The following is a 25,322-nucleotide window of genomic DNA, read 5'->3' as shown; positions in this document are numbered from 1 at the left end:
AGGAAAAGAATGTTATCCGCCGCGCAGCAGCGCAGGTTCGTGCCGGTACTGCAGAAGACGATCCTGATTGCCCGAAGCAGACTAAAGAGGAACTCGCAAAATTTCGTCCATGGTATGAAGTTCATCCCGAATGGTGCGAAGCGAAAAAAAACGGAAATTCATTTGCAGATCGATACCGATGTTCTCGAATGGTACAAATCGCAGGGCAGGGGATACCAAACAAAGATGAATGATGTTTTGCGTGCTCATGCGTTTTTACAAAGAGGTGCGGAACATTAACAAAGATTCATAACGCGCTTCGCATCGGCGGCAAGGTAAAAAGAGCCTGAAACGAGCAGGACGGCGGAAGCGGCTTCGGCTTTTTCGAATGCGCTTTGTACCGCTTTTTCAAAATCGATTTCACAAGTGAACGAAAGGTGCGCGCTTTTACAGGCGGCCTCTGCGCGCTCTATGTCGCCGTGTTTTGTAAATCCCGGTTTTGTCAACGTAATCGAATGAAATGTGCCGCGGAAAAGGCCGGCGATCGCTTCGACATTTTTGTCGGCTGCAAGCGCAAAAAGCAGATGGCGGGGGCGGGACGGAAAAAGAGCGATAAGGGTTTGCATCGTGTTTTCCATACTTGCAACCGTATGCGCTCCGTCAAAGACGACGGTCATACTGCGGTAAGTGAGGATTTCAAAGCGTGCGGGGAGGCTTGCGTTTGCGAGCCCTTTTTCGATAGCCGCTTCGCCGACGGCGGGCAGTGCCGTTTTCATCGCGAGAGCGGCTTGAGCCGCATTTTGTGCCTGTACCGAACCGAGCATGCGCAATGTCGTCTGCACGGGGCGGGAAAACAGCGGGCTTTCGAAACATAGGTTCATGCGGTAATCATTCGTGTACGAAATTTCTCGAAATCGTATCATATCGTCTACAAAAGTGCACGATGTACCAATGTTTTGAGCGGTTTTTTGAAACACTCGGTAGACAGAATGCGTCGTTTGATGCGAAACGATGACGGGGATGCGCGGCTTTATGATGCCCGCTTTTTCGGCGGCGATTTTTTCAATCGTGTCACCGAGATATTCGGTGTGTTCGAGTTCGATCGGCGTAATGCAGCAGAGTTTCGGCGTGACGACGTTTGTCGCGTCGAGCCTCCCGCCCAATCCGACTTCAAATACGTTCCAATCGGTGCGCGCACGGCGAAAGCACAAAAACGCGTAGAGTGTCGCAAGTTCGAACCACGTAAGGGTACGCGGGATTTTTTTTTCGTGTTCGGCCGACTGCACTGCATGCATCAGTTCCGCTGCAGCGTCACTGTAGACGGCATCGTCGAAAAAGCCGCCGGGTGTCGCGATGCGTTCGCGGAAATCGCTCACGTGCGGAGAAGTGTAGAGGCCGACGGAAAAGCCGGCTTCCTGCAAAATGCATGCGATCATCTTTGAAACGGAGCCTTTACCTTTTGAACCGGCTATGTGAAAGCACGGGGATGAGGCTTCGGGATGGCCGAGACGTTCGCAAAAAAAATGCATGGTGTCGAGCCAAAACATATTTTTTTGCGGAAGTTTTTCGAAATTGATAAATGAATCGAGCCACTTTTCAAAGCTGCGCGTCGCGGGTGCATTTTCCATGACGGCGAGTATAGCACGGATTTGTCCGAGAGCACAGGGGCTGTCTCAAAAGTCGGTTACTTTTAAAGTGAAATCGTCCGAAACGTCTCGATCTCGCGGTTTGCAAAACGCGAGATTTGTGCTATTGTTGTTTTACTATGAAATTATGCATACACAATGCGACGGTGCTGAACGGCATTTCGCAGATGGGCGACTGCGCCGTTTTAATCGACGGCGGAAAGATCGCCGATATATTTTCCGAAACCCGTTTTCGTCAAAAGACATTCGATAAAGACGTCGCCCTTATCGACGCGCACGGCATGTACATCGCACCCGGTTTAATCGACACGCATATACACGGATTTAAAGGGCACGGTACGGACGATTGTACGACCGAATGCATGCTCCGTATGTCGGACGACCTCGCAGACTACGGCGTCACCGCTTTTAATCCGACGATGTATCCTTCCGACGAAGCGACGATGATTTCCTCGATCAAAGCGATCGTGCGCGCTATGGGAAAGGAAAGGGGCGCGAAGATTATGGGTATCCATCTCGAAGGCCCCTTTATTTCGCCGTATAAACTCGGCGTACAGCGTCCCGAAACGGTAAGGAGCGTAGACCTCGATTTGATGGAGCGTTTGTGGAAAGCGTCCGAAGGGCACATCGTCAATATGACCGTCGCCCCGGAATTGAAAGATATGCGGCGCCTCGCGCTTATGTGCATCGACAAGGGGATCGTGCTGCAAGCGGGACACACCGACGCCGCTTACAGCAATATGGTCGAAGGTATGCAGGCGGGTATTTTTCACGCGACGCATTTTTTCAACGCAATGAGCCAAATGCATCACCGGAACCCGGGCGCGGTCGGCGCGGTGCTTATTCATCAGGAAATGACATGCGAAATCATCGCCGACGGCGTGCACGTACACCCCGACCTTTTTAAGCTTTTGCAAAAAGATAAAACGAGCGATCAGATTGTCCTCGTTACGGACGCACTCACTCCGACTGAAGAGACGGGAGAGCATCTTACGGCGAACGGCGAAGAAGTCGTTTTCAAAGACGGCTGCTTTCATCGAAAGTCGGACGACGTTATCGCCGGTTCCGCGCTCACGATGATACGCGGGTTGAAAAACCTCGTATCTTTCGGCTTTCCTTTGAGTGATGCGGTAAAGTGCGCATCGACGAATCCCGCACGCATTATGAAGTATGCAAAAAAAGGCATGCTCGTTCCCGGTTACGACAGCGACGTCATCGTCTTCGATAAGGATTTTTCGCTGCGATTCGTGATGGTGCAGGGACGTACGGTAAAGAATGTATTTTAAGGTATTAATTTTTAATAATCAATAATAGGAGCTTAGTATGCGTGTTATCATCAAAAAAGATTACGATGCGTGTTCGGCGTGGGTTGCGCAGCACATTGCGCGGCGCATTGTCGATTATAATCCGAGCGAATCGAATCCCTTTGTGCTCGGGCTTCCGACGGGCAGTACGCCTATCGGAACCTATCGGGCGCTTATCGAATTATATAAAGCGGGAAAGGTTTCGTTTAAAAACGTCGTCACGTTCAATATGGACGAATACGTCGGTCTCGACGACAAACATCCGCAAAGCTATCATTATTTTATGTTCGACAATTTTTTTAATCACGTCGATATCGATAAAAAAAATATTCACATATTGAACGGGACGGCACAGGACAAAGAAGCCGAATGCGCCGCTTATGAAAAAGCGATCGAAGCTGCCGGCGGTATACGTCTTTTTTTCGGCGGTATCGGAAGCGACGGACACATTGCGTTTAACGAACCGGGTTCCTCCCTCGCATCGCGTACGCACGTGGCGACGCTGACGAAAGAAACGGTCGGTGCGAACGCGCGGTTTTTCGGCGGTGATCTTTCGAAAGTTCCGACGCAGGCGCTGAGCGTCGGTGTCGGAACTATCTGCGATGCGGATGAAGTCGTCATCATGGCGACGGGAAGGGTAAAAGCTTCAGCGGTCGCGCAGGGCGTCGAAGGGGCGATTTCTCACCAATGGGCGGTAACGGCGCTTCAGCTGCATAAAGATGCCGTGATCGTCTGCGACGATGAAGCGGGCGAAGAGCTGAAAGTGAAAACCGTGCGCTATTTTGCGGAAATCGAATCGCATATCGAAGAGAAGGCGCTGTGACGGATTTGTGCGTTGCGCCGTTTTTGGAACGCTTCGGATTTTCGCTTACGATGTTGAAAAATCACGTGCAATCTCCTTGCCGTATGTGTCTTTGCAGCGACTTGACTCGGATATTTACCGACAACGGCTGATTGTATGGGACGCAGTTCATTGACGAGATGCCGCTGATTTTCTACGGCTGTCAGTGGCTGATTTTACCGTTGACAGCAAGTGCGTATTTCTTTATACTCGAAAAATACGCGGACGATTAGCTCAGCCGGTTAGAGTACCTGGTTTACACCCAGGGTGTCGGGGGTCCGAATCCCTCATCGTCCAAACACTGACCGTTTAGGTCTATCCGAGATCTGCCGTTTTCGGACAGTTTTTTTATAGGGCAAGCTTCAGCACTTCGATACATTCTTTCGCATCAAGCCCTGTATAGTGTCCGACTTTTACCGTATCGCCCTTTGTTGCACGAAGAGCCATCTCTTCAAAGTGCGTATCGCCTATATCGAATTCGCTCAATCTCGTTCTGAGTTTCATCGATTTGAAAAACGCTTCAAATTCATCGGCTAATATATACGCCGCTTCGGTCGAATCGTAATCATAGCGGTCGACGCCGAATACCCTTTGAGCAAGCTGCGCCGGTTTTTCGGGCTTTTTTTTCGCCATATAGCGTATATACGCCGTCAATACGAGCGCCATGCCTTCGCCGTGCGTAATATCGTACTGCGCGCTCAGCTCGTGTTCGATTCTGTGCGACGCCCAATCCGACAGACGTCCGAGTTCGAGAAAACCGTTGTGAGCGACGCTTGCAAGCAGCTGCACTTCGCTTCGTGCATGTATGTCGTGCGGATTTTTTACGAGCCGCCGTGCATTCAGCAGCAACGCTTTTAAAGCGCCTTCTATCATATAATCGGTCGCATCGACGTGATCGACGGAAGTAAAATACCGTTCGACGAGGTGCGAAAGGATATCCGCACAGCCTGCGGCTGTTTGAAAGGGGGGAAGATCGAGGGTGTATTCGGGATTCATAAAAGCGAATTTCGGTATGAGTATGTCGCTTTCGACGCCAAGCTTCAACAAGCCGTTCGACAAAATAGCGGCATTCGACGTTTCCGAACCGCTTGCGGGAATAGTCGTAATGACGCCTATCGGAAGCGCTTTTTCGGGCTGCGCTTTTCCTGAAAAAAAATCCCAGCAGTCGCCGTCATACGGGATACCGAGGGCGATCGCTTTTGCCGTATCGATTGCGCTTCCTCCACCTACTGCGAGTATAAAATCGATCGAGCGCTTTTTGCCGAAGTCGGAAAATTCCCTTACGAGCTCTATTTTCGGATTCGGCACGACACGCGGACATTCGAAAAGCTCAGCTCCGATTTTCCGGCACGCGCTTTCGACGATGTCGTATATGCCGAGCGCTTTCGGCAATCTTCCTCCCGAAACGAGCAAAAGAGATGTCACTCGATACTCATGCAAAAGAGAGAGCATTTTTTCTTCGTTCGTTTCGCCGAAAATCATCCTTGCAGGATTTTTCCAATCAAAACCGATCATATTCGCATCCTGAAAATCACTGTGTCGTACGGCAATAATGCACGTCGATATTATGCGACTGCAAAATCTGTTTCCATTCGTTCGGAAGCGGCACGTCTGCGACGACCGCATTCAAACTCGCGAGGTCGGCTATGATATAGTCCGCGCTGTCCGAGAATTTCGTATGATCGGCTAAAAGATAATGCAGACGCGATTGTTTGATGAACATTTTGCGTACTTGGCATTCGTTGGAGCTGTTGTCTACAAGACCGTGCTGCGCATCGACGGCGGAACTGCTGATAAAGCATTTGTCGGCGAGATAGTGCGATACGGAGTCGGTCGCTTCATAGCCGACGAACGAACACGCCCGTTTTCGGTAATTGCCGCCGATACCGATAAGCTTGGTTTCCAAACTGGGATATTCGTTATAAGCGCTGAAGATGAGGAGAGAATTCGTTATGATCGTTACGGGCATATCGGCATCGAAAAGCTTTTTTGCAAATGTAACGCAGGTTGTGCTGCTGTCGAGCATTATCGTATCGTTTTCACTTATAAAATGCGAAAATGCATAGTCGGCGATATCCTGCTTTTCTTTTAAAAGCAAAGTTTGGCGGATGCGGATCGGAAGCCCTCTGTCGTCGAGCGACGAAAGATAGGCGCCGCCGTGTATTCTTTTTATTTTACCGTCCGTTTCCAAATCTTTCAGATCCCGCCGTATCGTTTCTTCGCTGCAGTCCAGTTTTTTGCTCATTTCGGAAACGAGGATCGAACCGGATTGCAGAATTTCGGCTTTTATTATTTCTTTTCGTTCAAAAGCAAGCATATATCTATAATACCACATATAACCATACAAATCAATAAAATCGGAGCAAATTTACGTGCGATTTTTTTTGATAAGAGCGGCATTTATCGGATAACATCGCTATTTTTCGACAAAAAACAATAAAATCAAAAAAAATAAAATATTTTTGTTGCTATTTTGTGATTTAGGATATAAAATATCGGTAAAAGCGGTAATTAATAATGTAATTACCACAAAAAACAACATACAGCCGCAGGAAACGATTGTATGAAAGGAGGTTTCTTTATGGATAATTCGGAAAGGAAAGGCAGCTTTATCGGATTGCTGCCGCTCGTAATTTTCCTCGTGATGTATTTTATCATGGGGATTGCAACGGGGAGTTTCGACAATTTTCCGCTTATGATCGGTATTTTTATCGCGAGCGCCATCGCGTTGTACTTAAAGAGCCCCGCAGCAAAACCGATGTCCTTTGCGGACAGAGTGCTTCTCTTTTGTAAAGGAGGCGGCGAAAGCACTTTGATTTTGATGGTCGTCATCTATATGCTCGCCGGTGCATTTTACGGAGTGGCAGGAGCCATGCACGCGACCGATACCGTAACGAATATCGGTATTTCGATTCTTCCGCCGCGGATGATTTTGCCGGGTCTTTTCGTTATCGGCTGTATTTTAAGTTTTGCGATGGGTACTTCTATGGGGACGGTGGCCGCTCTTATGCCGATCGGTGTCGACATCGCCCAAAAGACGGACGTTTCGATCCCTCTCGTGTGCGGTATCGTCGTCGGAGGAGCCATGTTCGGTGACAACCTCTCGTTCATCTCCGATACGACGATCGCGGCGACGATCACGCAGGAAGTTCCGATGCGTGCGAAATTCAAAGCGAATATCATCATGGTTTTGCCGGCGGTCATCATCACGATCATCGCTTTGGCACTTTATCCGATCGATGCGGCAAACATCGCCGTTCCGGGAAAAATCAACGTTATCAATCTTATCCCCTACGTTTTGATCATTGCGCTGTCGCTCGCCGGAATGCATGTCGCTCCGGCTATGACCATTTCCGTTCTTTCAGGCGTTATCATCGGTATCTTCCATAAAGATTTTACGTTCGTCAAATCTTTCGGCATCGTTCATACGGGCATGACGTGGATGCAGGATATGGCCGTCATCGCAGTCTTTGTCGGAGGTCTCGTCGAAATCATGAAATATTTGGGCGGTATCGATTGGCTCCTCGATAAATTCTCAAAGAGCATGAAATCGAAAAAAGGCGGGGAATTGAGTATCGCCGCTCTCGTAACGCTCGTCGACATAACTACGACAAACAATACCATTTCCATCATCGCGTGCGGACCGATCGCAAAAGACATATCGAAAAAATTCGACATACATCCCGAGCGGACGGCGAGTATTCTCGATATCTTTTCGTCGGCAGGCAACGGTATTACCCCGTATGCGGGACAGCTTCTTACTGCCGGTGCAATCGCGGGTATTTCACCGGTTTCAATAATACCGTTTGCATGGTATCCTCTGTTGATGTTTGTTTTCGGCGTCGTCTTTATCATACTCGGAATCGGAGAGCCGAAAGCGAAAAGGGTATAAAAACATTACGAGGCGATTGAAACGCTGGTTAAACGCGCTTTCGCTTTAATCGGCGTTCTCGAAAATGCGCCTCGCGTTTTACGCGCGAGCTCGGATAAAAGAGTACGCGCATGAGAGGTTCGAATGGCGGAAAAATACGCAAAACATTTTTTACTCGACGTACGGACGGCAATCGAATATGCGCGAGAGGTGCTCGACTATTTTGAAGCGGACGAAGAGCTCGGCTGCACGGAAATCGGTGACGGCAATATCAACTACGTGTTCAAAGTGTTCGGAAAAACGAGCGGCAAGTCTCTCATCATAAAACAGGCGGACACGCTGCTCCGCTCATCCGGCCGTCCGCTCGATATGCACCGGAACAAAATCGAAGCGGAGATTTTGAAAATCGAAAAATCGCTTGCGCCCGGCTTCGTGCCCGAAATCTATCACTATGACGAAGCGATGTTCGCGCTAGCCATGGAAGATATTTCGGCGTATAAGAATTTGCGCAAAGAGCTTGCCGCGGGGAAAATTTTTTCGGCATTGAGCGATGAGCTTTCGACCTTTCTTGCGGATACGCTCCTTCCGACGACGGATTTGGTTATAGGACGGGATGAAAAAAAAGAGCGCGTCAAGCTTTTTACGAATCCCGAGCTCTGCGATATTTCCGAAGATTTGGTGTTTACCGAACCGTATTGGGATTATAAAAAGCGTAACGTCGTCATACCGGAAAATGCGCATTTCGTAGAAAAAGCGCTGTACGAGGACAAAGCGCTGCACGCGTGCGTCGCGCGCCTCAGGGACGATTTTATGAATCACGCGCAGGCGCTCGTTCACGGAGACTTGCATTCCGGTTCCATCTTCGTAAATGAAGGCGGCATAAAAGTAATCGATCCGGAATTTGCGTTTTACGGACCCATGGGTTACGATGTCGGAAACGTCATCGGTAATCTCTTTTTCGCGTATGCGAACGCGTATTGGACGAAGCCTGAAAATGCGGAATTTTTGTCGTGGCTGCAAAAGACGATTGCGGACGTTTTCGATTCGTTTAAAACGAAGTTTGAAAAAAAATACGATGAGCTTGTCGAATTCCCTCTGTATAAAAACGAGCGCTTTAAAAAAACGTATACGGAAAGCTTGCTTGCCGATTCGGCGGGCTATGCGGGAACGGAGATCATCAGGAGAGTCGTCGGGGACGCGAAAGTGTCGGAAGTGACTTCCGTGACGGATATCGCGCTGAAAGTACCTCTTGAAAGGAGTCTCATCCTGCTCGGAAAAACCTTTATAAAGCGGACGGACGATATGAAATCGGGAAGCGATCTTGTGCAGGCGGCAAACGATATCTTCAACTGCGCGAAACGAGGTGAACTATGAAGCGGTGCGATTTCGATTTGCCCTTTTTGCTGAGATACGAAAACGTCGCGTGGTACGAAAACGGAAAAGTGCGCATATTGGACAGACGCATCTATCCTACGGAAATAAAATTCGTCGAATGCGCTTCGTATCGGGAAGTTGCACAGGCGATCGCCGATATGGTTACGCAGAGCGCAGGCCCCTATACGGCAGCCGGCATGGGTATGGCGCTTGCGGCTTACGAAGTAAAAGACAAAAACGCCGCTTCTCAGCTCAATTTTTTGCGCCAAGCGGCGCACGACATATCGCATGCAAGACCGACGACGGCAAACAGGATGAGTATCGTCACGGATGGCTGCCTCAAAGCGGCCGAAAGCGCTCTTGCGGGCGGAAAAAACGTGTGTGAGGCGATCTTCGAGCGGACAATCGATTCGCTTGAGCGCCGCTACGGCACGATGGAAAAAGTCGGCGAATACCTCGCTTCTCTTTTTCCGAAAGGCGGAACGGTACTTACGCAGTGTTTCGGCGAAACGATCGTCGGTATGATGCTGCGTGCGGCGAAAAAAAGCGGCAATGAGTTGAAACTCTACTGTGCGGAAACGCGGCCCTACCTGCAGGGTGCGCGCCTTACGTCGAGCTGCTGTTATGAAATGGGTTTCGATACGACGGTCATCACGGATAATATGGTCGCCTACGCGATGCAAAAAAAAGGCATCGACGTCTTTACGTCGGCGGCAGACACCATCGCTCGCGACGGACACATTGCAAATAAAATCGGCACGTTTCAAATCGCGATTTTGGCAAAGCACTTCGGCATTCCGTATTTTGTGACGGGCATACCGGACGCGGATAAAATGACGATGCGCGATATCGTCATCGAAGAGAGAGACCCGTCCCTTGTGCTGAGTTCGGGCGGAAAGGCGAATACGCTTTCGGGCGTCAAAGGGATCTACCCTTCGTTCGACATCACGCCTCCGCATTTGATAAGCGGCGTCGTAACCGATAAAGGCGTCTTTACGCCCTATACGCTGAACGACTATTTCAACACGAAAACGGATGAGTATTATTGATTAGTAAAAATGCGCGCCGCAGTCGGCGGAAGCAGGGAGATTTATATGAAAATTCTAATACGGGTACCGTTTGCACAAAAAAAAATCGATGAACTGCGGGCGTATTTCGATGAAATCGTTCTCGATCCATGGACAAAAACCGGCGAACGATTTTATGAAGATAAAATGCTGGAAACGCTTTTGTCCGTAAAACCGGATGCACTTATAACCGAGCTCGACAGGATTACCGAAAAAGTGCTCACCGGTTACGGTGGTCTTGCGTTTATCGGCGACTGCCGCGCATCTCCTGCAAATGTGGATATCGAAGCTTGTACGCGTCATAAAATACCCGTTATCTGTACACCCGCCCGAAACGCACAAGCGGTTGCCGAAATGCTTGTCGGTTTGCTGATTACGTATTTTCGAAACATCATTCCGTCGGTTCAATGGATAAAAGACGGAAAATGGATGACAGGCACGACTCCGTATTATCTGTGGATGGGAAACGAATTGTGCGGAAAAAAAATAGGATTTGTCGGTTTCGGTGCCGTCGGTAAAAGCGCCGCAAAAATTTTAGAAGCTTTCGGCTGCGATATTTCGTTTTACGATCCGTATGTCGATGCTGCCGAACAAAATTATACAAAATGCGATTTGGATGCGATATTTGCAAATTCGGATATCGTATCGATTCATTTGCCTGTTCTCGACAGCACTAAAGGTATGATAGACGCGCGATTGTTTTCCGAAATGAAATCGAATGCCGTCTTTGTCAATACGGCGCGGAGTGCGGTAGTCGATGAAAAAGCGCTGAAATGCGTTTTACGTGAAAAGAAAATACGGGGAGCGATACTCGATGTACTCGCGCAAGAACCGCCCGGAGACGAAATCCCCGAGTTTGCAACATTCGATAACGTTTTGCTGACGCCGCATATCTGCGGAGCGACCTATGAGGTATCCGATCATCAAGCGGATATCATAACCGAAAGAATTATCAAATGGTTTCGAAAAGAAGATTTGAACAGGATCGTGTTCAATAAAAGCGTTTTGCAAAAAGAGGGATAGCCCATGCCGGAAAAAAATTATGTAATCGTCGATATCGGTACGGGGAATTCCCGAGTCGCCCTTGTCTCGCAAGACGGAACAATTTATGATTTAATTTCATTTGAGAACAAGTATTATAAAGACCTCCTGTATGACGATGCACGATATTTTAATCCCGCAGAATGGAAAGCGCATATACTCGGTGCATGTAAAACGCTTTTAAAAAAACACGATAATTTGACTATAGCGGCCGTATCGTCGTCGGGTGCAAGAGAGAGCATCGTATGTTACGATGAAAACGCAAATGCTTTTTTGGGCTTGCCGAATATCGACAATCGCGGCCGTAAATGGATGGATGAAATACCCGATAAAGCGTATATTTATAAAAAAACGGGAAGATGGGTAACGGAAGATTTTCCCGCGGCAAAGATCATGGGCGTCAAAAAGATGCACGAAGATGTATTTGCCCGAATAAAAAAAATAACAAGCGTTTCCGAGTGGATCGCCGAAATTTTTACGGATAAAATCCTCATCGAACCGTCGCAGGCATGCGAAACGCAGCTGTATGATTTGGACGAAAAGCGGTGGTCGGAAAAGCTTTGCGCGCTCTATAAAATTCCGAAATCGATTTTGCCGGAAATTCGTTTTGCGGGAACAAGTCTCGGTACCGTTTCCGAAAAGATACAAAAGGAATTGGGCATTGCTTGCGATGTCGAATTCATCGTCGGAGGAGCGGATACGCAGATCGCAGCAAAAGCGGCGGGTATTTTCGCCGACGATGTCTGCATAGTATCGGGAACGACGTCGCCGATTATACGGATGACGGCGGAAAAATATCACGATGAAAAAGAGCGCTGCTGGACAAATGCGAATCTCGGCGGTGAAACGTACATAGTCGAAACGAATCCCGGCGTTACCGGCAACAATTATCAACGTTTTAAAAATATGATGTTCCCCGAACTTTCGTATGAGAAATTGGATGAACTGATGTCGGAGAAAAAGCAATTTTTGTGTACGGCTTCGTTTTCATCGCTGGCGTTTTCTCAAAAAAGATCGCTGAAAAAAGGAGGTTTCGTATCGAGAGCGCCTTTCGATGCGCATTTGGATAAAATCGATTTATGCTATGCGGTACTTGCCGATATCGCCTGTTCGATCTGCGAACAATACCGAAACCTATGCGAAATAATTCCGCATAAAAAAGATTATATACTCGGCTGCGGCGGAGGTTTCCGTTCCGAGCTTTTGCGACGAATGATTTCGGGGCTGACGGAAAAAAAATTGGTTTTGCACAAAGGCTTTGCACAGGCGACCGTACTCGGATGCGTTGCATTGTGCAATGAATATTTCGGCACGGAAAATATACACGATAAAAACGACATTTCGGTTTTCGATCCGGCTGCTTTCAATACCGAAACGATACGGCGATATTACGAAGCGTGGAAGGTAAACAGAGATCAGCTCAATCCGTCTGATTGAGTTAATTAAATATATTATTTATGGAGGTATGACAGATATGTATGACAAAGAGCGCAAAGCCATCGTCGACTTCGGTAAGCGTTTGATTACGGAGCATCTCACATCGGGGACGAGCGGGAATATAAGCATTTTCGATCCGGGAAAAAAACTCATGATCATCAGTCCGTCGGGTATTCCGTATTTCGATACGAAAGAAAGCGATATCGTCGTAGTCGACCTCGGCGGAAAAATCGTCGAAGGGAACAAAAAGCCGTCGAGCGAATGGGCGCTGCATGCGGCAATGTACGAGGCGAAACCCGAAGCGGGGGCTGTCGTGCACACGCATTCGATGTACTGCACCGTACTTGCGTGTCTTCATGAGCCGATCCGCGCAGTGCACTATGTCGTCGCGGACGCGGGTACTTCGGAAGTTCCGTGCGCTCCGTACCGAACCTTCGGTACGATCGAATTGGCAAAAGCTGCAAAAGACGCGATCGGAAAAAGCGACGCGGTTCTTTTGGCAAATCACGGGATGCTCGCCGTCGGAAAAGATTTGCCCGCCGCTTTCGGTTTGGCGCGCGGCATGGAATTTTGCGCCGAAGTGCAGTACCGAGCGATGTGTGCGGGAAAACCCTTCGTGCTGCCGGACGACGAAATGGAGCGGGTGATCGAAAAATTCAAAGGTTACGGACAGGTAAAAAACAGATAGGTTCAAGGCTCTGTCCGAAACGAAAACTTTCGAACGGAACCGGACAAAACAGACGCGGAAACGCGCGGTACGGGTTCTCCCGCTTTCATCGGCGTTTCCCGATCACTCCATCGGATTTTTTACGTCGCTTCGAAATAAAAAGAGATCCTGTATTTTCAGCGAATACGAAGTGCTTGCTTCGTTGCGCTGTTCGGCTTCGCTTACGAGCGGAATGCTGAATGCGTGACTTGCAGGCGTGTAACCGTTTGCACTTACTTCCACAGTAAACGTAAAGTATTTGCTTTCGCCGACTTTGTCTGCTTTAAAAGGTTTGACCCAAAACGAATACGATCCGTTTGTCGCCGCGTATGTTTTGCACGGATTTGACCACGTTTTGTCGATCATATCGGCGTTGCGCTCTTCGTATTTGAGCGTGATCGTACAATCGATAAGCGGCTCAAAAGACGCGCCGTCGAAAACGATTCCCGAAAAAATGGGAAAATTGAACGAAATCTCAGGCTTTTCCGAACGTGCGTTCGGCACAAGATCTTTGTGATACGGGCGTTTTACGGAATTGATTGCGCGCATGGCTTCGATAGTGAGCGCGTCGATATCGGCTTTTATCTGCGGCATCGGGATGTTCATCGTATGTACGATACCGCGTCCCGAAACGACGTAGCGCGGAGGAATGCGGTTGAGCACATAGCTTACGACATCGATTCGGCAATCTTCGCAGTCGCAGGTAAGCCATGACGGCTTCGTTTCATTGAGCCGCTCGTACATGAGATTGACGCGCGATGTTATCAATTCTTCCATTACGTTGTGAACTTTCATATTTCTCCCGTATTTTAAAAATCGTATTTCATTTTATTAATATTAATTTCCGCCTTTACGGGTATAGGATGCAAGTCCTCCCGAAAGCAGAATCGCGCGGCTGCGCTTGCTTAAATCGTTTACGCCGTTGATTTTTTTTCCGTTAACGGCTATGTCGAACGGACAGCCGGTTTTCAGCGCTTCGGCGATATTTCCGATTTCAAGCGTATCGCTCTGTTTGATTATATCATAATCGGCGGGATTTGCAAATTCCATCGGAATGATACCGTAGTTTACGAGATTCGCTTTATGGATCCGCGCAAAGCTTTTTACGATGACCGCGCGCACTCCGAGGTACATGGGGCCGAGGGCTGCGTGTTCGCGGGAAGAACCCTGTCCGTAATTTTCGCCCGCGACGATAAAGCAGCCGGAAAAACGCATACGTTCGGCACGCTCGTAAAAAGTTTCATCGATGCGCGAAAAAGTGAATTTGCTTATCTCGGGGATATTCGAACGGAACGGAAGCACTTTCGTTCCCGCCGGCATGATGTCGTCGGTCGAAATATTGTCGCCCGCTTTCAGCAGCACCGGCAATTTGAGAGAAGGTGCGCACGGAGGGCAGGGCGGACATTTTTTTATGTTCGGCCCGCGGAGCACTTCGACTTTTTCCGCTTGTTCCTGAGGAAGCGGGGGGATGAGAAGCCCCTCGTCTTTCGCCGCTTTTTTAATAATTTTTGCATCGAGCCGCGCGTCGTTTCCGTCGAGAAGGCTTACGCGGCGAGAGTGCACGTAGGCGCGGTCGGTATATGAAAGCGTTTCGGCTTCGGTAAACACGCCTGTAACCGCGGAAGCGGCGGCGGTTTCGGGGGAGACAAGGTAGAGCTTTGCATCGGCCGTTCCGCTTCTGCCTTTAAAATTGCGGTTGAACGTGCGAAGCGATACGCCTCCGCTGTTCGGTGCAAATCCCATACCGATGCACGGACCGCACGCGCTTTCGAGGATGCGGAAGCCCGCTTCGATGAGCGTACCGAGAATACCCGCTTTTTCAGCCATCATGAGCGTCGCACGGCTTCCCGGCGCTATGCCCGCTTCGACTCCGGGTGCTATATGTTTGCCTTTGACGATCGCTGCGACCGTTTCCAAATCATCGAGGGAGCTGTTCGTACATGAACCGATGACGACCTGCGTTACCGGTTTTCCCGAAAGATTTTTTACCGGAACGACGGCGTCAGGAGAATGCGGCTGGGCGGTGAGCGCGGACAGTTTTGTCAAATCGATTTGGATGATTTTATCGTATTCGGCGCCGATGTCGGCTTCGAGCTTTGTCCAATCTTTTGCTCTGCCCATCGATGCAAGAAAGGTTTTCGTCTTTGCGTCCGACGGAAAAACGGAACAAGTTGCGCCGAGTTCCGCGCCCATATTCGTAATCGTCGCGCGCTGCGGAACGGTGAGCGTTTCGACGCCCGAACCGAAATATTCGTAAACCGCACCGACTCCTCCTTTTACCGTTTCCCGCCTCAGCACTTCGAGGATGATGTCTTTTGCGCTGACTCCTTTTCGAAGGCATCCGGTAAGCTGCACGCCGAAGATTTTCGGCATCGCCAAGTGAAAGGCGCCGCCCCCCATTGCGACGGCGACGTCGAGTCCGCCCGCTCCGATCGCTATCATGCCGATACCGCCACCGGTCGGCGTGTGGCTGTCGCTGCCGAGCAGCGTTTTACCCGGCTTTCCGAAACGCTCCAGGTGTACTTGATGGCAGATGCCGTTTCCCGGCCGTGAAAAATAAAGACCGTATTTTTCGGCGACGCTCTGCAGGTAGCGGTGGTCGTCCATATTTTTAAAATCGGTTTGCAGCGTATTGTGGTCGACGTAGGAAACGGAGAGTTCCGTTTTGACGCGGGGAACGCCGATCGTTTCGAATTGGAGGTAAGTCATCGTTCCCGTCGCATCCTGCGTCAGCGTTTGATCGATGCGGATCGCGATATCGTCTCCCCGTCGTATCGCCTCTCCCGGTACGAATCTCGTGTCGGGACATGCGTCGGGAATGATGTGCGCCTGCAATAATTTTTCCGTGAGTGTTAAGGACATAGCGTTACCTCGATATTTTTACACGGGACGTATTTTAGCAAATTTCGTAGTTCTGTTCAACGAGGCGCTTTTACATTGTGTTTTATCTCAAACAATAGTATAATTGAGCAGTTTCCGTGTTCCGCACGCGGCTTGTATTCAATACCGTATTAGGAAAAAGTGTGCATGAAAAAGACAAAGAAAAATGTTTTGCAAAAAGAACAAAAGCTGCAAAAAATTCTTGAGCTTGAAAAAAAACTTGAAGAAATCCAAGATATCGATGTGCTGCTCGAACGTATTCTCACCGAAACGCGCGCTATCGTCCGAGCGGACGCGGGTTCCATCTACGAAATCGAAGACGATAAACTGCGCATAAAATATGCGCAAAACGATACGCAGCTGAAAAAACTCAAGCCGGGAGAAAAGCTTCCGTATCTCTCCTTTTCCGTTCCGATCAATGAAAAGTCGATTTCCGGCTACGTTGCGCTGTCGGGAGAGCCGGTCAATATTCAGGATGCCTATCAAATTCCTTCCGACAAACCTTTCGTCTTTAATAAAAAAACCGATATTTCGACCGGATATCACACAAAATCAATCTATACGCTGCCCCTTAAAATGCAGTCGGGAAAACTGCTCGGCGTCATGCAGCTCATAAACGCACAGGACGAATCGGGAAAGCTCATCGGCTTCGATGAAGATGCAGTGCTCTATATTACGCACTTTGCATCGAACGTTCGCCAAGCGCTGCAAAATACGTATCAGACGAATTTGATGGTGCAGCGTATGCTTAAGATGGCGGAGTTCCGCGATCCGAAAGAAACCTATCCGCACGTTATGCGCGTCGCGGAAAACTCGCTCGAAATATACGACCGCTGGGCATTCAATCACAATGTTCCCGAACACGAAAAACATCGTTTCCGTGACTGTTTAAAAATCGCCGCGAAATTTCACGACATCGGCAAAGTCGGCATTCCCGATGCGGTGCTCCACAGTCCGAAGCGCTACGGCCCCGATGACGAAAACCGCGCCATATTGAAAGGGCACACGTGCATCGGAGCGCAAATTTTCGGCGACGGCTCATCCATGCTCGACTTGATGTGCCGTGACGTTGCACTGCACCATCACGAAGCGTGGAACAAATCGAGCGCGGGTTACCCCGGCAATATCGATTACCACGCGTATAAAATCGGAGAACCGCTTTTTCCTGCCGATGCTTTGGGAGGGGATGCGATCCCGCTCGCCGCGCGCATCATAAGCGTCGCCGACGTGTTCGATGCGCTCAGCCATCGCCGATCGTATAAAGACGCGTGGCCGATCGAAAAAGCGTTTGAAGAGATCGAAAAAGGAGCGGGCACGCAGTTCGACCCCGAAATCGTCGCCGCATTTTTACAGGTAAAAAGCCGTATTTCTGCGATCCTGCTCGCTTATCCCGACGAAGACTCGTGTCCTGAAGAGCACGGCAAATCGGTTTGAAAATATCCGGCAGCGGAACGCCGTAAAATCGAACACAATGCCCGCTGCAAAACGCATGAGATGTCATTTTTGCAAATACTTTGCGAAAGAGCCGTATCGTTTACGGATGCGAGTGCGATCGTTCGCGGATCAATTCGATTATCTTTTTATCGAAGCACGCGGCAAAGAGCGCGAATTCTTTTTTGCCGTAGACGTTTTTTTTATTGCCCGTAAGACCCGCCTCTGCAAGCTGCATATTGAAATTCCTGTCGGCAAGTTTTTTTTTCGCACTCTCTTTTGTATAGCACGTACCGCGGTCGTTTAAAACGCACAAGCCCCGTTCGGTAAGCTTTGCTGCAAGCGGAATGTCTCGCGTGACGATCATGTCGCCGTGTTCCGCACGCGAAGCGATACAATCGTCGGCCGCTCCGGGCGTGTTTTCACAAGTGAGCATTTCGAAAGACGATTTTTTATTAATTAATAATTTTTCATCGACGGGAACGGTGCGGTTCGCAACGAAAGTAACGGCAAACGAAAGAGATGCCGCTTTTTTTATGATGTAATCGCGTACCGATCGAGGGCAGGAGTCGGCATCCACCCACACGCGCACAACTTTCACTTGAGCGCCTTATCGATCCTGTCTATCATGCGGAGCGTAAGGCGTTCGGCTTCTTCATCGTCCGCCGAATCGCCGCCGTTTAAGAGTTTCGCGTTTTTTGATTTTTCTTTATATAATTCATCGACGAGCGTGATGCCGCTCATAATCGCTATTTCGACAGGTTTCGTCAAACCGCCCGTTTTTTTTATTTCTTCGGTGATGCGTTTATAATAGCCGAGCAGTTTTTCAAGGTAGGCCGATTCTTCGTTCGCCTTGATTGCAAAAGAAGAACCGAGCAAGTCGATTTGAAGGGAACCCATTTAGAAAATATCGAACTGTCCGTCATCTTCCGCTTTTTTCGGTTCGGCGGCACGGACGGGCGCGCTCTGGGGCGCTTTCGGACTTTGCGGCGATTTTGCAGCGGAGGCTGCGCTTCCGGCTCTCAGTACGGAATTTTCGATGGAATTGAGCCGGTCGAGCGCTTTTAATATGCCGTTTTCGATCTTGCTCTGATCCTGTTCGATAGAGGAAAGCCGCTCCGATTTGTCGGCAAGCGCATTTGTGAGCTCGGTACACTTGGTGCGCAGAGCATCGTTTTCCGACTGCAGCTGTGAGATTTTTTCCACAGCGCTTTCCACTTTTCGTTCAAGAAGAAGAATCTGATCGAGCGATATCATATTATGCCTTCAGTGCGTTCTTTGCGATGTCCACAACGGCTTTGAACGCCGCGGGATCTTCGATTGCCATATTTGCAAGTGCTTTTCGGTTGAGCGCAACTCCGGCTTTGGTACAACCGTCGATAAAGCGGGAGTACGAAAGCCCTTCATCGCGGACAGCCGCGTTGATACGTGCAATCCACAGCGCGCGGAAATTGCCCTTTCTGTCGCGTCTGTCGACGTAGGCATGGCGCAGCGCTTTTACGACCGCGTCTTTTGCGGCTTTGAAATTCGATTTTCTGTCGCCTCTGAAACCCTTTGCAAGCTTGAGGATTTTGATGCGGCGATTTTTACGTTTTGATCCGTCTATTGCTCTTGACATGTTTTAACTCCTGAAAATCAGCCGTACGGCAGCATCTGCTTTCTTACTTTTTTTGCAGAGTCTTCGGCCATAATTCCGGCAGCACGGAGCTGGCGTTTCCGTTTTGAAGAACGCTTGGTGAGAATATGGCGGAGGTTCATTTTTTTGTACTTGACTTTTCCGCTGCCCGTAAGCGAATAGCGCTTGGCGGCGGATTTTTTCGTCTTCATCTTAGGCATTCGATTTTACCTCACTTGTTGTTTTGGCTTTTCCCGAAATGGTCATCGACATAAACTTGCCTTCCATAGCGGCCGGTTTTTCGACGACGTATGCGGAAGTAAGCCTTTTCAGAACTTCCTGCAGGACTCCGTATCCGAGCTCGGTATGAGCCAATTCGCGGCCGCGGAAGCGGATCGTGATTTTGACTTTATTGCCTTCGTCGAGGAATTCCTGCACATGCTTGGCTTTCGTGTCAAGGTCACCCGGGCCGATTTTCGGCTGCATACGGATTTCCTTGAGCTTCAATACCTTTTGGTTTTTCTTGGAGTCGCGGAGCTTTTTTTCCATTTCAAACCGGTATTTGCCGAAGTCGAGTATTTTGCAGACCGGCGGATTCGCGTTTGGCGAAACTTCAACAAGGTCGAGGTCCTCATCCCTAGCCATTCTGAGCGCATCAATCGTAGGTACGATTCCTTTTTGATTACCCTCATCATCTATTAACCTGATTTCCCGTACGCGGATTTGTTCGTTAATCCGTAAACCCTTATTGTTGTTAGTATAGGCCAACTATCCTCCTTGTGTCTGAAAACACGTCTACCATGTAATGTAAGCACTATTATATAATAATTTATATCGAAATGTCTAGTGCTCGATTGCGCCGTATCGGATGCCGAAAAGCGCGGATCCACGTCCTCGCACCGAAAAGCGAGCCAAGCGATCCACAGCGTATTGCCGTTTTTACCGGTACCGTACGGTTGCGCATTTTTTTTAAACGATGTATGCTATCGTCATGTATCTTTTTTTGATTATGTTTATGTCCGTATCGCTTTTATGGTATCTTATACATGAAAAAGATAAAGCGGTTATCCCCGTTGCGCTCGGCGGTGCGCTTTCGGCGATTGTGTTTTGCGCATTCAAAGCGTTTTTTTCTTTTTCATACCGTACGCCGCGCGCGGGATTTTTCGTAAACTACGCGTATATTCTGCTCGCCTATACGCTCATCCCCGTTGCCGCCGTCTATCTTATCTTTTTAGTAATTTCGAAAGACGACAATGCGTTCCTCGCAAAATCTTATTTTCCGCTTTTATGCGCTTTTTTTTCGGTCTATTTGCCGTATACGGTGCTCGCCGGCAGCCGTTCGGCGTATTCGGCGTTCGAGCTTTTTTGCAAGCCCGTGCTGTACACGGCGATGCTTGCCTCGTCGGCGGTTTGCGTTTCGTTTCTTTATCGGACGAGTGCGGATGAAAAAAGGCTTCGAACATTGCTGGCGACGCTCATCGGTTTTCTCTTTGTACCGAGTGCGATCGAGACGGCATGGTTTGTCGGGTTTTCGTTTTTCGCATGGCTGCCGTTTTTTGTCCTGTACGTATTTTTTTCAGCTTGCGGAGCGGTGCGCTTTTTGCACGGCGATTTTCCGGAAAAAACCGTTTCGATTTTTTTGCCGAAAAAATCATCCGTCACAACTATAGTCGGCGGCGATTTGTGTGTAAGATTCGGTCGGCATCGTAAATAACGAAAAAGGCGTGCAAAACTTTTATGCTTTGCGCGCCTTTTTTCAAAAATTGATAATCCAAATGAAGCCTCAAAAGATTGAAATTTTTCGAGGCGCTCGATTATTATTTTTCTTTACCGTCACATTATTGTGCAGCTTTGATCGCATTCATCGCTTCGATCGCGTGTCCCGCGCTGCCGAGCACGTTTTTGTTTTTGTGGGCATACATCGCTTTCAATTCGTCGCGTGCCGGTCCGAGATAGAGGCGCGGATCGAACACTGTAGGATCTTCGGCGAGCACACGTCTGACCGCCGCCGTCATCGCAAGCCGTCCGTCCGAATCGATATTGATTTTGCATACGGCGGATTTTGCCGCTTTGCGCAGCTGCTCTTCGGGAATGCCGACGGAGTCGGGAATCTTACCGCCGTATTTTTCGATCTCTTTGACATACTGCACCGGAACGGACGATGCGCCGTGAAGCACGATCGGAAATCCGGGAAGTTTTTTTTCAATCGCTTCGAGTACATCGAATGCGAGCGGCGGCGGAATCAAAACACCGTCAGCAGTGCGCGTACACTGTTCGGGCGTGAATTTGCATCTGCCGTGACTCGTACCGATTGAAATGGCAAGCGAATCGACACCGGTTTTGCCGACGAAATCCTGTACTTCTTCGGGCTTCGTATAGTGGCTTTCGGCAGCGCTCACTTCGTCTTCGACACCGGCCAATACGCCGAGCTCACCTTCGACGGTGACGTAGTCTTTTTGTGCGTGTGCGAAATCGCACACTTGCTTTGTTAATTTTACGTTTTCATCGTAGGGAAGCGCGGAACCGTCGATCATTACGGATGAAAACCCGCTTTCGATACAGTCTTTTGCGACTTCGAACGACGGACCGTGATCGAGGTGGAGCACGATCGGAATGTCGCAGCCGAGTTCGTGCGCGTATTCGACCGCACCTGCTGCAAGATGGCGGAGCATGTATTTATCGGCGTATGCGCGAGCGCCTTTTGAAACCTGCAGAATAACGGGCGACCGGGTTTCAACGCAAGCTTGGATGATCGCCTGCAGCTGTTCCATATTGTTGAAATTGTATGCCGGAAGCGCATAGTGTCCGGCCATCGCCTGCTGGAACAGCACTTTCGTGTTGACCAGTCCGATTTCTTTGTAACTGTGCATAGAAGACTCCTATATTTGCATATTCTTATAATATCGTCGTACTATTGTAAACGTTTTTAGGACGGGTGACAAGCGATTTTTTGACTTGTTGAAATAAGGTGCTATAATCTAAATGACGGTTGCTATTCACGGTTGTTGACTTTAAAAGTATAAAGTATACGATAACAGTTTATGCATTGCCTTGTTTTTGTTATAATCGATCGGATTAAATGAGGAATATGTATGACACAAAATGAACGGCGCGTTTTTTTAATAGACTGTCTTTTAAAGGAAAACCCCGGTTATCGCTCCGCGCGGATACCGGATGACGAGCGGGAACAAAAGAATTTGCTCCGTTCCCTCATGAACGTCCGACCGCCGCAAGATACGAGCGAAGAATTCCTGCGCATACAGGACGAGTATTTACGGGAAGCGATCCGAGAGAGCGGCATTACCGACCTTGCGCAGTTAAAGCCTCTCGGCGCACAAGGGAACGGAACTTTTTATCTGTGGCAGGGCGACATTACACGGCTCAAAGTCGACGCGATCGTAAACGCGGCAAACAGCGCTATGACCGGCTGCTGGCAGCCCTGTCACCTATGTATTGACAATTGCATCCATACATTCGCAGGCGTGCAGCTGCGCGCGGTGTGCGCCGACATTATGCGAAAGCAGGGACACGAAGAACCGACGGGAAGCGCAAAAATCACGAGCGCGTTCAACCTGCCGTGCAAATATGTGATCCACACCGTAGGGCCTATTGTGCAGGGGCGATTACAAAGAAAACACGAAGAAGAACTCGCGTCCTGCTACCGTTCCTGTCTTGAGCTTGCCGAAGCGCACAACGTAAAAAGTATCGCTTTTTGCTGTATTTCGACCGGAGTCTTTATGTTTCCGAATCGGCGCGCGGCGGAAATTGCGGTAGCAACCGTCCGAAAATACATCGAGCAAACCGGAAGCGGGATGAAAGTCGTGTTTAACGTATTCAACGACGAAGATTTTGCAATTTACAGCCTATATTTACAGCGGACGAATTGACAAAAGGAACAGCCGGATGATTTTGGAAACAAAGAGATTGACGCTTAGTCCGTGGAGAGAATCGGATGCACAAGACCTGTTTTACTATGCAAGTCATCCCGACGTGGGGCCGACAGCCGGATGGGCTGTCCATACGAGTGTTGAAAACAGCAGAACCGTCATCAGTAATATCCTCTCCGTACCGGAGTCATACGCGGTCGTACTCAAAGAGACGGGACAGCCTGTAGGCAGTATCGCCTTAATGATCGGCAAGTTAAGCAATATCGGCCTTCCCGATACGGAAGGTGAAATAGGGTTTTGGATCGGCGTACCGTATTGGGGACAAGGACTTATTCCGGAGGCGGTTCGCGAGCTGATGCGGCACGGCTTCGAAGATTTGAAACTCGAAAAACTGTGGTGCGGATATTTTGACGGAAACGATAAATCGAAACGGGCGCAGGAAAAATGCAGCTTCCGATATCATCATACGAAAGAAAACGTTCCCTGTGCTTTAAAAGGGGTTCTGCGGACGGAGCACTTTACCTGTATATCGAAAGAAGCGTGGTTGTTACAGGAGTAAAAAACATAATAACAGTTTGCCGAACATTCAAATTATTGTCTGCAAAATGCCGGCCGCCGAACCCGCTTTTTGGATTCCGACAGCAACATACTCATCGATAAGCGCGAAAAAAAAGTGCAAACCGAAACAGACTTGATTGCGGAATTGAACGGTTGGAAATCCGAAATTCGGATTTTATAAATTAAAGCCGAAATATATCTTTACCGCCGTAATTGTTTTTGCACTGATAGTCGGCTGCTCCATAAAGATCTCTGCTTCGAAAAACTTTTCTATTTTCTTACTCAAGCCACTGTATAAATGCCGTTTTATCCTCGCTGTTGTACCCTGCATTTTTATAGAAATTCAATGTGCTTTCTTTTTTTGTACCCGTCAAAAGCATCATCTTATAGCAATTGTTTTTAATCGCTATCTCCTTTGCATAATTGAGACATTCCGTTGCATATCCTTTTCCGCAGTATTCTTCATTCGTAACGACATTTTCAATAAACGCATACGGGCGCACATCCCTCGTCAAATTCGGAATGATCACACAAACACAGGACGACAGTATTTTACCGTTTATTTCATTGACGATGATATGATGATTCTTATCTTCAATAATTGTTTTCCATGTGTTTTCCAGACGGCTTGAATTTTCCGGAATATCTTTTTCATGTAAAAACAGATATAGGTTCAATAATTCATATAAATCTTCTTTAACCGCTTCTCTTACCATAATCACAACTCCCAAGCCGCTCTTCAGCCCGCCCCAAACGCAGTGAGGGAAACATCCGGAGAAAAAAAACGATGAACAATGACTTTCTTTTTATAATGGAGTCCCACAATAGTAATCCAAATGAATTCCCTTGGTTTCTAAATTCTTGAGACAGTCACGATAATAGCAATCATCATGTTCGGTATATATGGGATTGGGTACTTCAATGACCGCTAAATTATTATATGCCGGACATCTCCTGCCGCGATAGTCTTTGTCCAACCACTCGGGACTGACCCTGTAGCCTCGCCGATTCATCTCTGCCATAATGAGTCGGTGATAACAATAAAGCAGATAGGGTGAATAACGAAAAACATAATTGACAGTTGCATGCTGCCTGCCCCAGCCGTTTCCGCGCAAGGCACAACACTCCCTATGTTGTCCCAACAGCTGTTGGCGCGGCAATTCGCTGATCATATCTTGATGCCACAGTCTCATCCAACTCTCTCAATATATAACTTAGAGCAAAGTGCTCATGTGCTGCCCAAATTTTCCGATACTCTTTTGACCGATTCGATTCTCTCATAACGTGCGGCAAACTGTCAATCATTAGATAATAAAGTACACTTGTAATGATGCTGCGCAGCATATACGCCGTATATTGTTCAATTGGCAGCAAGCAGTCGTGTTTATTTTTCAGTCGTCCGCGGAGATTTGCGGTTATTGTCGTTGATAACACCGCTACAATACATCGCTAAAGTATATACCGTAGAAAACAGTAGATTTTTGTGCTATTTTTATATAAAAAGTACATTGCATGTATTTCATTAAACCGGAAATGACTGGAAAAGGCGTGGGACGGGAAATCGTATCATTGCTGGAAAATGACGCAAAACTGCACGGAATGAAAAAGCTTGTCGTTGATATATCCGATGAAAATGAAAAAAAGAAAAGGTGAAAAAACAGCATGCCGGCTTGTTAAATTTTTTA

27 protein-coding genes, 1 tRNA gene and 1 pseudogene are annotated in these 25,322 nt (G+C 48.5%); 15 read left to right on the top strand and 14 right to left on the bottom strand.

What is annotated here, in order from left to right; genetic code table 11:
* Positions 1 to 9 precede the first annotated feature (9 nt).
* Complete coding sequence (locus HMPREF0860_RS01055; protein WP_162146982.1) at positions 10 to 279, top strand: BrnA antitoxin family protein; 270 nt, start codon at positions 10 to 12, stop codon at positions 277 to 279.
* On the opposite strand, the gene HMPREF0860_RS01050 is transcribed toward HMPREF0860_RS01055, so the two are convergent.
* Positions 276 to 1,607 carry a bifunctional folylpolyglutamate synthase/dihydrofolate synthase gene (locus tag HMPREF0860_RS01050; protein WP_021329895.1) on the bottom strand — a complete coding sequence of 444 codons (1,332 nt, stop codon included), beginning with the start codon at positions 1,605 to 1,607 and terminating at the stop codon, positions 276 to 278. The two genes, HMPREF0860_RS01055 and HMPREF0860_RS01050, sit on opposite strands and share 4 nt — an antisense overlap.
* 137 nt (positions 1,608 to 1,744) lie before the next feature.
* On the opposite strand from HMPREF0860_RS01050, the gene nagA reads away from it, so the two are divergent.
* The 3 genes from nagA (at position 1,745) to HMPREF0860_RS01035 (ending at position 4,067) form a co-directional block, all read left to right on the top strand.
* Positions 1,745 to 2,911, top strand: a complete 1,167-nt coding sequence (gene nagA, locus HMPREF0860_RS01045; protein ID WP_021329925.1) for an N-acetylglucosamine-6-phosphate deacetylase — start codon at positions 1,745 to 1,747, stop codon at positions 2,909 to 2,911.
* A 37-nt stretch (positions 2,912 to 2,948) separates the two neighbouring features.
* Complete coding sequence (nagB, locus tag HMPREF0860_RS01040) at positions 2,949 to 3,752, top strand: glucosamine-6-phosphate deaminase (RefSeq protein WP_021329901.1); 804 nt, start codon at positions 2,949 to 2,951, stop codon at positions 3,750 to 3,752.
* 241 nt (positions 3,753 to 3,993) lie between these two features.
* Positions 3,994 to 4,067 (top strand) — tRNA-Val (locus HMPREF0860_RS01035).
* Between the two features lie 51 nt (positions 4,068 to 4,118).
* On the opposite strand, the gene HMPREF0860_RS01030 is transcribed toward HMPREF0860_RS01035, so the two are convergent.
* Together HMPREF0860_RS01030 and HMPREF0860_RS01025 are read right to left on the bottom strand one after the other, a co-directional pair.
* Positions 4,119 to 5,285: an iron-containing alcohol dehydrogenase gene (locus HMPREF0860_RS01030; RefSeq protein ID WP_021329973.1), complete on the bottom strand. Its 1,167-nt coding sequence runs from the start codon at positions 5,283 to 5,285 to the stop codon at positions 4,119 to 4,121.
* A 16-nt stretch (positions 5,286 to 5,301) separates the two neighbouring features.
* Positions 5,302 to 6,087, bottom strand: a complete 786-nt coding sequence (locus HMPREF0860_RS01025; protein ID WP_021329965.1) for a DeoR/GlpR family DNA-binding transcription regulator — start codon at positions 6,085 to 6,087, stop codon at positions 5,302 to 5,304.
* A gap of 264 nt (positions 6,088 to 6,351) precedes the next feature.
* Between HMPREF0860_RS01025 and HMPREF0860_RS01020 the strand changes: the two genes are divergently transcribed.
* From HMPREF0860_RS01020 to HMPREF0860_RS00995, 6 genes are all read left to right on the top strand, one after another.
* Entirely contained in the window at positions 6,352 to 7,662 is a 1,311-nt protein-coding gene (locus HMPREF0860_RS01020; RefSeq protein ID WP_021495403.1) for a Na+/H+ antiporter NhaC family protein, read from the top strand.
* Between the two features lie 123 nt (positions 7,663 to 7,785).
* Positions 7,786 to 9,015: an S-methyl-5-thioribose kinase gene (mtnK, locus tag HMPREF0860_RS01015; RefSeq protein WP_021329968.1), complete on the top strand. Its 1,230-nt coding sequence runs from the start codon at positions 7,786 to 7,788 to the stop codon at positions 9,013 to 9,015.
* Positions 9,012 to 10,064 (top strand): S-methyl-5-thioribose-1-phosphate isomerase, encoded by a 1,053-nt coding sequence (locus HMPREF0860_RS01010; protein ID WP_021329941.1) that lies wholly within the window; start codon positions 9,012 to 9,014, stop codon positions 10,062 to 10,064. The genes mtnK and HMPREF0860_RS01010 overlap by 4 nt, the downstream gene beginning before the upstream one ends.
* A gap of 45 nt (positions 10,065 to 10,109) precedes the next feature.
* Positions 10,110 to 11,105 carry a 2-hydroxyacid dehydrogenase gene (locus HMPREF0860_RS01005; RefSeq protein WP_038080749.1) on the top strand — a complete coding sequence of 332 codons (996 nt, stop codon included), beginning with the start codon at positions 10,110 to 10,112 and terminating at the stop codon, positions 11,103 to 11,105.
* A 3-nt stretch (positions 11,106 to 11,108) separates the two neighbouring features.
* A complete protein-coding gene (locus HMPREF0860_RS01000; RefSeq protein ID WP_021329954.1) occupies positions 11,109 to 12,560 on the top strand; it encodes an FGGY-family carbohydrate kinase in 1,452 nt (483 codons plus the stop codon).
* A gap of 28 nt (positions 12,561 to 12,588) precedes the next feature.
* Positions 12,589 to 13,248, top strand: a complete 660-nt coding sequence (locus HMPREF0860_RS00995) for an L-fuculose-phosphate aldolase (RefSeq protein WP_231364314.1) — start codon at positions 12,589 to 12,591, stop codon at positions 13,246 to 13,248.
* Between the two features lie 102 nt (positions 13,249 to 13,350).
* On the opposite strand, the gene HMPREF0860_RS00990 is transcribed toward HMPREF0860_RS00995, so the two are convergent.
* Together HMPREF0860_RS00990 and HMPREF0860_RS00985 are read right to left on the bottom strand one after the other, a co-directional pair.
* Complete coding sequence (locus tag HMPREF0860_RS00990) at positions 13,351 to 14,061, bottom strand: late competence development ComFB family protein (RefSeq protein ID WP_021329893.1); 711 nt, start codon at positions 14,059 to 14,061, stop codon at positions 13,351 to 13,353.
* Between the two features lie 42 nt (positions 14,062 to 14,103).
* The gene (locus HMPREF0860_RS00985; RefSeq protein WP_021329942.1) at positions 14,104 to 16,128 is read right to left on the bottom strand and encodes an aconitate hydratase; all 2,025 of its coding nucleotides are present in this window, start codon (positions 16,126 to 16,128) and stop codon (positions 14,104 to 14,106) included.
* Positions 16,129 to 16,293: 165 nt separating this feature from the next.
* On the opposite strand from HMPREF0860_RS00985, the gene HMPREF0860_RS00980 reads away from it, so the two are divergent.
* A complete protein-coding gene (locus tag HMPREF0860_RS00980; protein ID WP_021495413.1) occupies positions 16,294 to 17,580 on the top strand; it encodes an HD domain-containing phosphohydrolase in 1,287 nt (428 codons plus the stop codon).
* Between the two features lie 100 nt (positions 17,581 to 17,680).
* Here HMPREF0860_RS00980 and HMPREF0860_RS00975 read toward each other — a convergent pair whose 3' ends face one another.
* From HMPREF0860_RS00975 to infC, 6 genes are read right to left on the bottom strand one after another with little or no spacing between them, the layout of a single operon-like run.
* Entirely contained in the window at positions 17,681 to 18,178 is a 498-nt protein-coding gene (locus HMPREF0860_RS00975; protein WP_021329910.1) for a DUF188 domain-containing protein, read from the bottom strand.
* A complete protein-coding gene (zapA, locus tag HMPREF0860_RS00970; RefSeq protein WP_021329982.1) occupies positions 18,175 to 18,477 on the bottom strand; it encodes a cell division protein ZapA in 303 nt (100 codons plus the stop codon). Before zapA ends, HMPREF0860_RS00975 begins: the two co-directional genes overlap by 4 nt.
* Positions 18,478 to 18,834 (bottom strand): cell division protein ZapB, encoded by a 357-nt coding sequence (locus tag HMPREF0860_RS00965; RefSeq protein ID WP_021329984.1) that lies wholly within the window; start codon positions 18,832 to 18,834, stop codon positions 18,478 to 18,480.
* 1 nt (position 18,835) lies between these two features.
* Positions 18,836 to 19,195 carry a 50S ribosomal protein L20 gene (gene rplT / locus HMPREF0860_RS00960; RefSeq protein ID WP_021329928.1) on the bottom strand — a complete coding sequence of 120 codons (360 nt, stop codon included), beginning with the start codon at positions 19,193 to 19,195 and terminating at the stop codon, positions 18,836 to 18,838.
* Positions 19,196 to 19,212: 17 nt separating this feature from the next.
* Complete coding sequence (gene rpmI, locus HMPREF0860_RS00955) at positions 19,213 to 19,413, bottom strand: 50S ribosomal protein L35 (protein WP_016520365.1); 201 nt, start codon at positions 19,411 to 19,413, stop codon at positions 19,213 to 19,215.
* Positions 19,406 to 19,960: a translation initiation factor IF-3 gene (infC, locus tag HMPREF0860_RS00950; protein ID WP_021329991.1), complete on the bottom strand. Its 555-nt coding sequence runs from the start codon at positions 19,958 to 19,960 to the stop codon at positions 19,406 to 19,408. Before infC ends, rpmI begins: the two co-directional genes overlap by 8 nt.
* A gap of 223 nt (positions 19,961 to 20,183) precedes the next feature.
* On the opposite strand from infC, the gene HMPREF0860_RS00945 reads away from it, so the two are divergent.
* Positions 20,184 to 20,906 carry a hypothetical protein gene (locus tag HMPREF0860_RS00945; RefSeq protein ID WP_156002049.1) on the top strand — a complete coding sequence of 241 codons (723 nt, stop codon included), beginning with the start codon at positions 20,184 to 20,186 and terminating at the stop codon, positions 20,904 to 20,906.
* Positions 20,907 to 21,030: 124 nt separating this feature from the next.
* Here the strand turns inward: HMPREF0860_RS00945 and HMPREF0860_RS00940 are convergent, their stop codons facing one another.
* Complete coding sequence (locus HMPREF0860_RS00940; RefSeq protein WP_021329976.1) at positions 21,031 to 22,062, bottom strand: class II fructose-bisphosphate aldolase; 1,032 nt, start codon at positions 22,060 to 22,062, stop codon at positions 21,031 to 21,033.
* A gap of 222 nt (positions 22,063 to 22,284) precedes the next feature.
* Here HMPREF0860_RS00940 and HMPREF0860_RS00935 point away from each other — a divergent pair, with 222 nt between their 5' ends.
* Both HMPREF0860_RS00935 and HMPREF0860_RS00930 read left to right on the top strand, forming a co-directional pair.
* Complete coding sequence (locus HMPREF0860_RS00935; protein ID WP_021329938.1) at positions 22,285 to 23,079, top strand: protein-ADP-ribose hydrolase; 795 nt, start codon at positions 22,285 to 22,287, stop codon at positions 23,077 to 23,079.
* A gap of 16 nt (positions 23,080 to 23,095) precedes the next feature.
* Positions 23,096 to 23,638, top strand: coding sequence for a GNAT family N-acetyltransferase (locus tag HMPREF0860_RS00930; RefSeq protein WP_021495405.1), 543 nt, complete (start codon positions 23,096 to 23,098; stop codon positions 23,636 to 23,638).
* Positions 23,639 to 23,915: 277 nt separating this feature from the next.
* Here the strand turns inward: HMPREF0860_RS00930 and HMPREF0860_RS00925 are convergent, their stop codons facing one another.
* Positions 23,916 to 24,353: a GNAT family N-acetyltransferase gene (locus HMPREF0860_RS00925; RefSeq protein WP_021329907.1), complete on the bottom strand. Its 438-nt coding sequence runs from the start codon at positions 24,351 to 24,353 to the stop codon at positions 23,916 to 23,918.
* Positions 24,354 to 24,443: 90 nt separating this feature from the next.
* The gene (locus HMPREF0860_RS13485; RefSeq protein WP_081670677.1) at positions 24,444 to 24,830 is read right to left on the bottom strand and encodes a TIGR02328 family protein; all 387 of its coding nucleotides are present in this window, start codon (positions 24,828 to 24,830) and stop codon (positions 24,444 to 24,446) included.
* A 316-nt stretch (positions 24,831 to 25,146) separates the two neighbouring features.
* Between HMPREF0860_RS13485 and HMPREF0860_RS13480 the strand changes: the two are divergent.
* Positions 25,147 to 25,278 (top strand): annotated as a pseudogene (locus HMPREF0860_RS13480) (GNAT family N-acetyltransferase); the annotation flags it as partial.
* Between the last annotated feature and the right edge of the window lie 44 nt (positions 25,279 to 25,322).

The organism is Treponema socranskii subsp. socranskii VPI DR56BR1116 = ATCC 35536 (assembly GCF_000468115.1).
GTDB lineage: Bacteria > Spirochaetota > Spirochaetia > Treponematales > Treponemataceae > Treponema_D > Treponema_D socranskii.
This window is presented reverse-complemented; position numbering and strand designations above follow the sequence as displayed.

Coding starts and splice junctions, on each gene's coding strand:
- HMPREF0860_RS01055 (WP_162146982.1), top strand. CDS start 10: ATGTTATCCGCCGCGCAGCAGCGCAGGTTCGTGCCGGTACTGCAGAAG.
- HMPREF0860_RS01050 (WP_021329895.1), bottom strand. CDS start 1,607: ATGGAAAATGCACCCGCGACGCGCAGCTTTGAAAAGTGGCTCGATTCA.
- nagA (WP_021329925.1), top strand. CDS start 1,745: ATGAAATTATGCATACACAATGCGACGGTGCTGAACGGCATTTCGCAG.
- nagB (WP_021329901.1), top strand. CDS start 2,949: ATGCGTGTTATCATCAAAAAAGATTACGATGCGTGTTCGGCGTGGGTT.
- HMPREF0860_RS01030 (WP_021329973.1), bottom strand. CDS start 5,285: ATGATCGGTTTTGATTGGAAAAATCCTGCAAGGATGATTTTCGGCGAA.
- HMPREF0860_RS01025 (WP_021329965.1), bottom strand. CDS start 6,087: ATGCTTGCTTTTGAACGAAAAGAAATAATAAAAGCCGAAATTCTGCAA.
- HMPREF0860_RS01020 (WP_021495403.1), top strand. CDS start 6,352: ATGGATAATTCGGAAAGGAAAGGCAGCTTTATCGGATTGCTGCCGCTC.
- mtnK (WP_021329968.1), top strand. CDS start 7,786: ATGGCGGAAAAATACGCAAAACATTTTTTACTCGACGTACGGACGGCA.
- HMPREF0860_RS01010 (WP_021329941.1), top strand. CDS start 9,012: ATGAAGCGGTGCGATTTCGATTTGCCCTTTTTGCTGAGATACGAAAAC.
- HMPREF0860_RS01005 (WP_038080749.1), top strand. CDS start 10,110: ATGAAAATTCTAATACGGGTACCGTTTGCACAAAAAAAAATCGATGAA.
- HMPREF0860_RS01000 (WP_021329954.1), top strand. CDS start 11,109: ATGCCGGAAAAAAATTATGTAATCGTCGATATCGGTACGGGGAATTCC.
- HMPREF0860_RS00995 (WP_231364314.1), top strand. CDS start 12,589: ATGACAGATATGTATGACAAAGAGCGCAAAGCCATCGTCGACTTCGGT.
- HMPREF0860_RS00990 (WP_021329893.1), bottom strand. CDS start 14,061: ATGAAAGTTCACAACGTAATGGAAGAATTGATAACATCGCGCGTCAAT.
- HMPREF0860_RS00985 (WP_021329942.1), bottom strand. CDS start 16,128: ATGTCCTTAACACTCACGGAAAAATTATTGCAGGCGCACATCATTCCC.
- HMPREF0860_RS00980 (WP_021495413.1), top strand. CDS start 16,294: ATGAAAAAGACAAAGAAAAATGTTTTGCAAAAAGAACAAAAGCTGCAA.
- zapA (WP_021329982.1), bottom strand. CDS start 18,477: ATGGGTTCCCTTCAAATCGACTTGCTCGGTTCTTCTTTTGCAATCAAG.
- HMPREF0860_RS00965 (WP_021329984.1), bottom strand. CDS start 18,834: ATGATATCGCTCGATCAGATTCTTCTTCTTGAACGAAAAGTGGAAAGC.
- rplT (WP_021329928.1), bottom strand. CDS start 19,195: ATGTCAAGAGCAATAGACGGATCAAAACGTAAAAATCGCCGCATCAAA.
- rpmI (WP_016520365.1), bottom strand. CDS start 19,413: ATGCCTAAGATGAAGACGAAAAAATCCGCCGCCAAGCGCTATTCGCTT.
- HMPREF0860_RS00945 (WP_156002049.1), top strand. CDS start 20,184: ATGTATCTTTTTTTGATTATGTTTATGTCCGTATCGCTTTTATGGTAT.
- HMPREF0860_RS00940 (WP_021329976.1), bottom strand. CDS start 22,062: ATGCACAGTTACAAAGAAATCGGACTGGTCAACACGAAAGTGCTGTTC.
- HMPREF0860_RS00935 (WP_021329938.1), top strand. CDS start 22,285: ATGACACAAAATGAACGGCGCGTTTTTTTAATAGACTGTCTTTTAAAG.
- HMPREF0860_RS00930 (WP_021495405.1), top strand. CDS start 23,096: ATGATTTTGGAAACAAAGAGATTGACGCTTAGTCCGTGGAGAGAATCG.
- HMPREF0860_RS00925 (WP_021329907.1), bottom strand. CDS start 24,353: ATGGTAAGAGAAGCGGTTAAAGAAGATTTATATGAATTATTGAACCTA.
- HMPREF0860_RS13485 (WP_081670677.1), bottom strand. CDS start 24,830: ATGAGACTGTGGCATCAAGATATGATCAGCGAATTGCCGCGCCAACAG.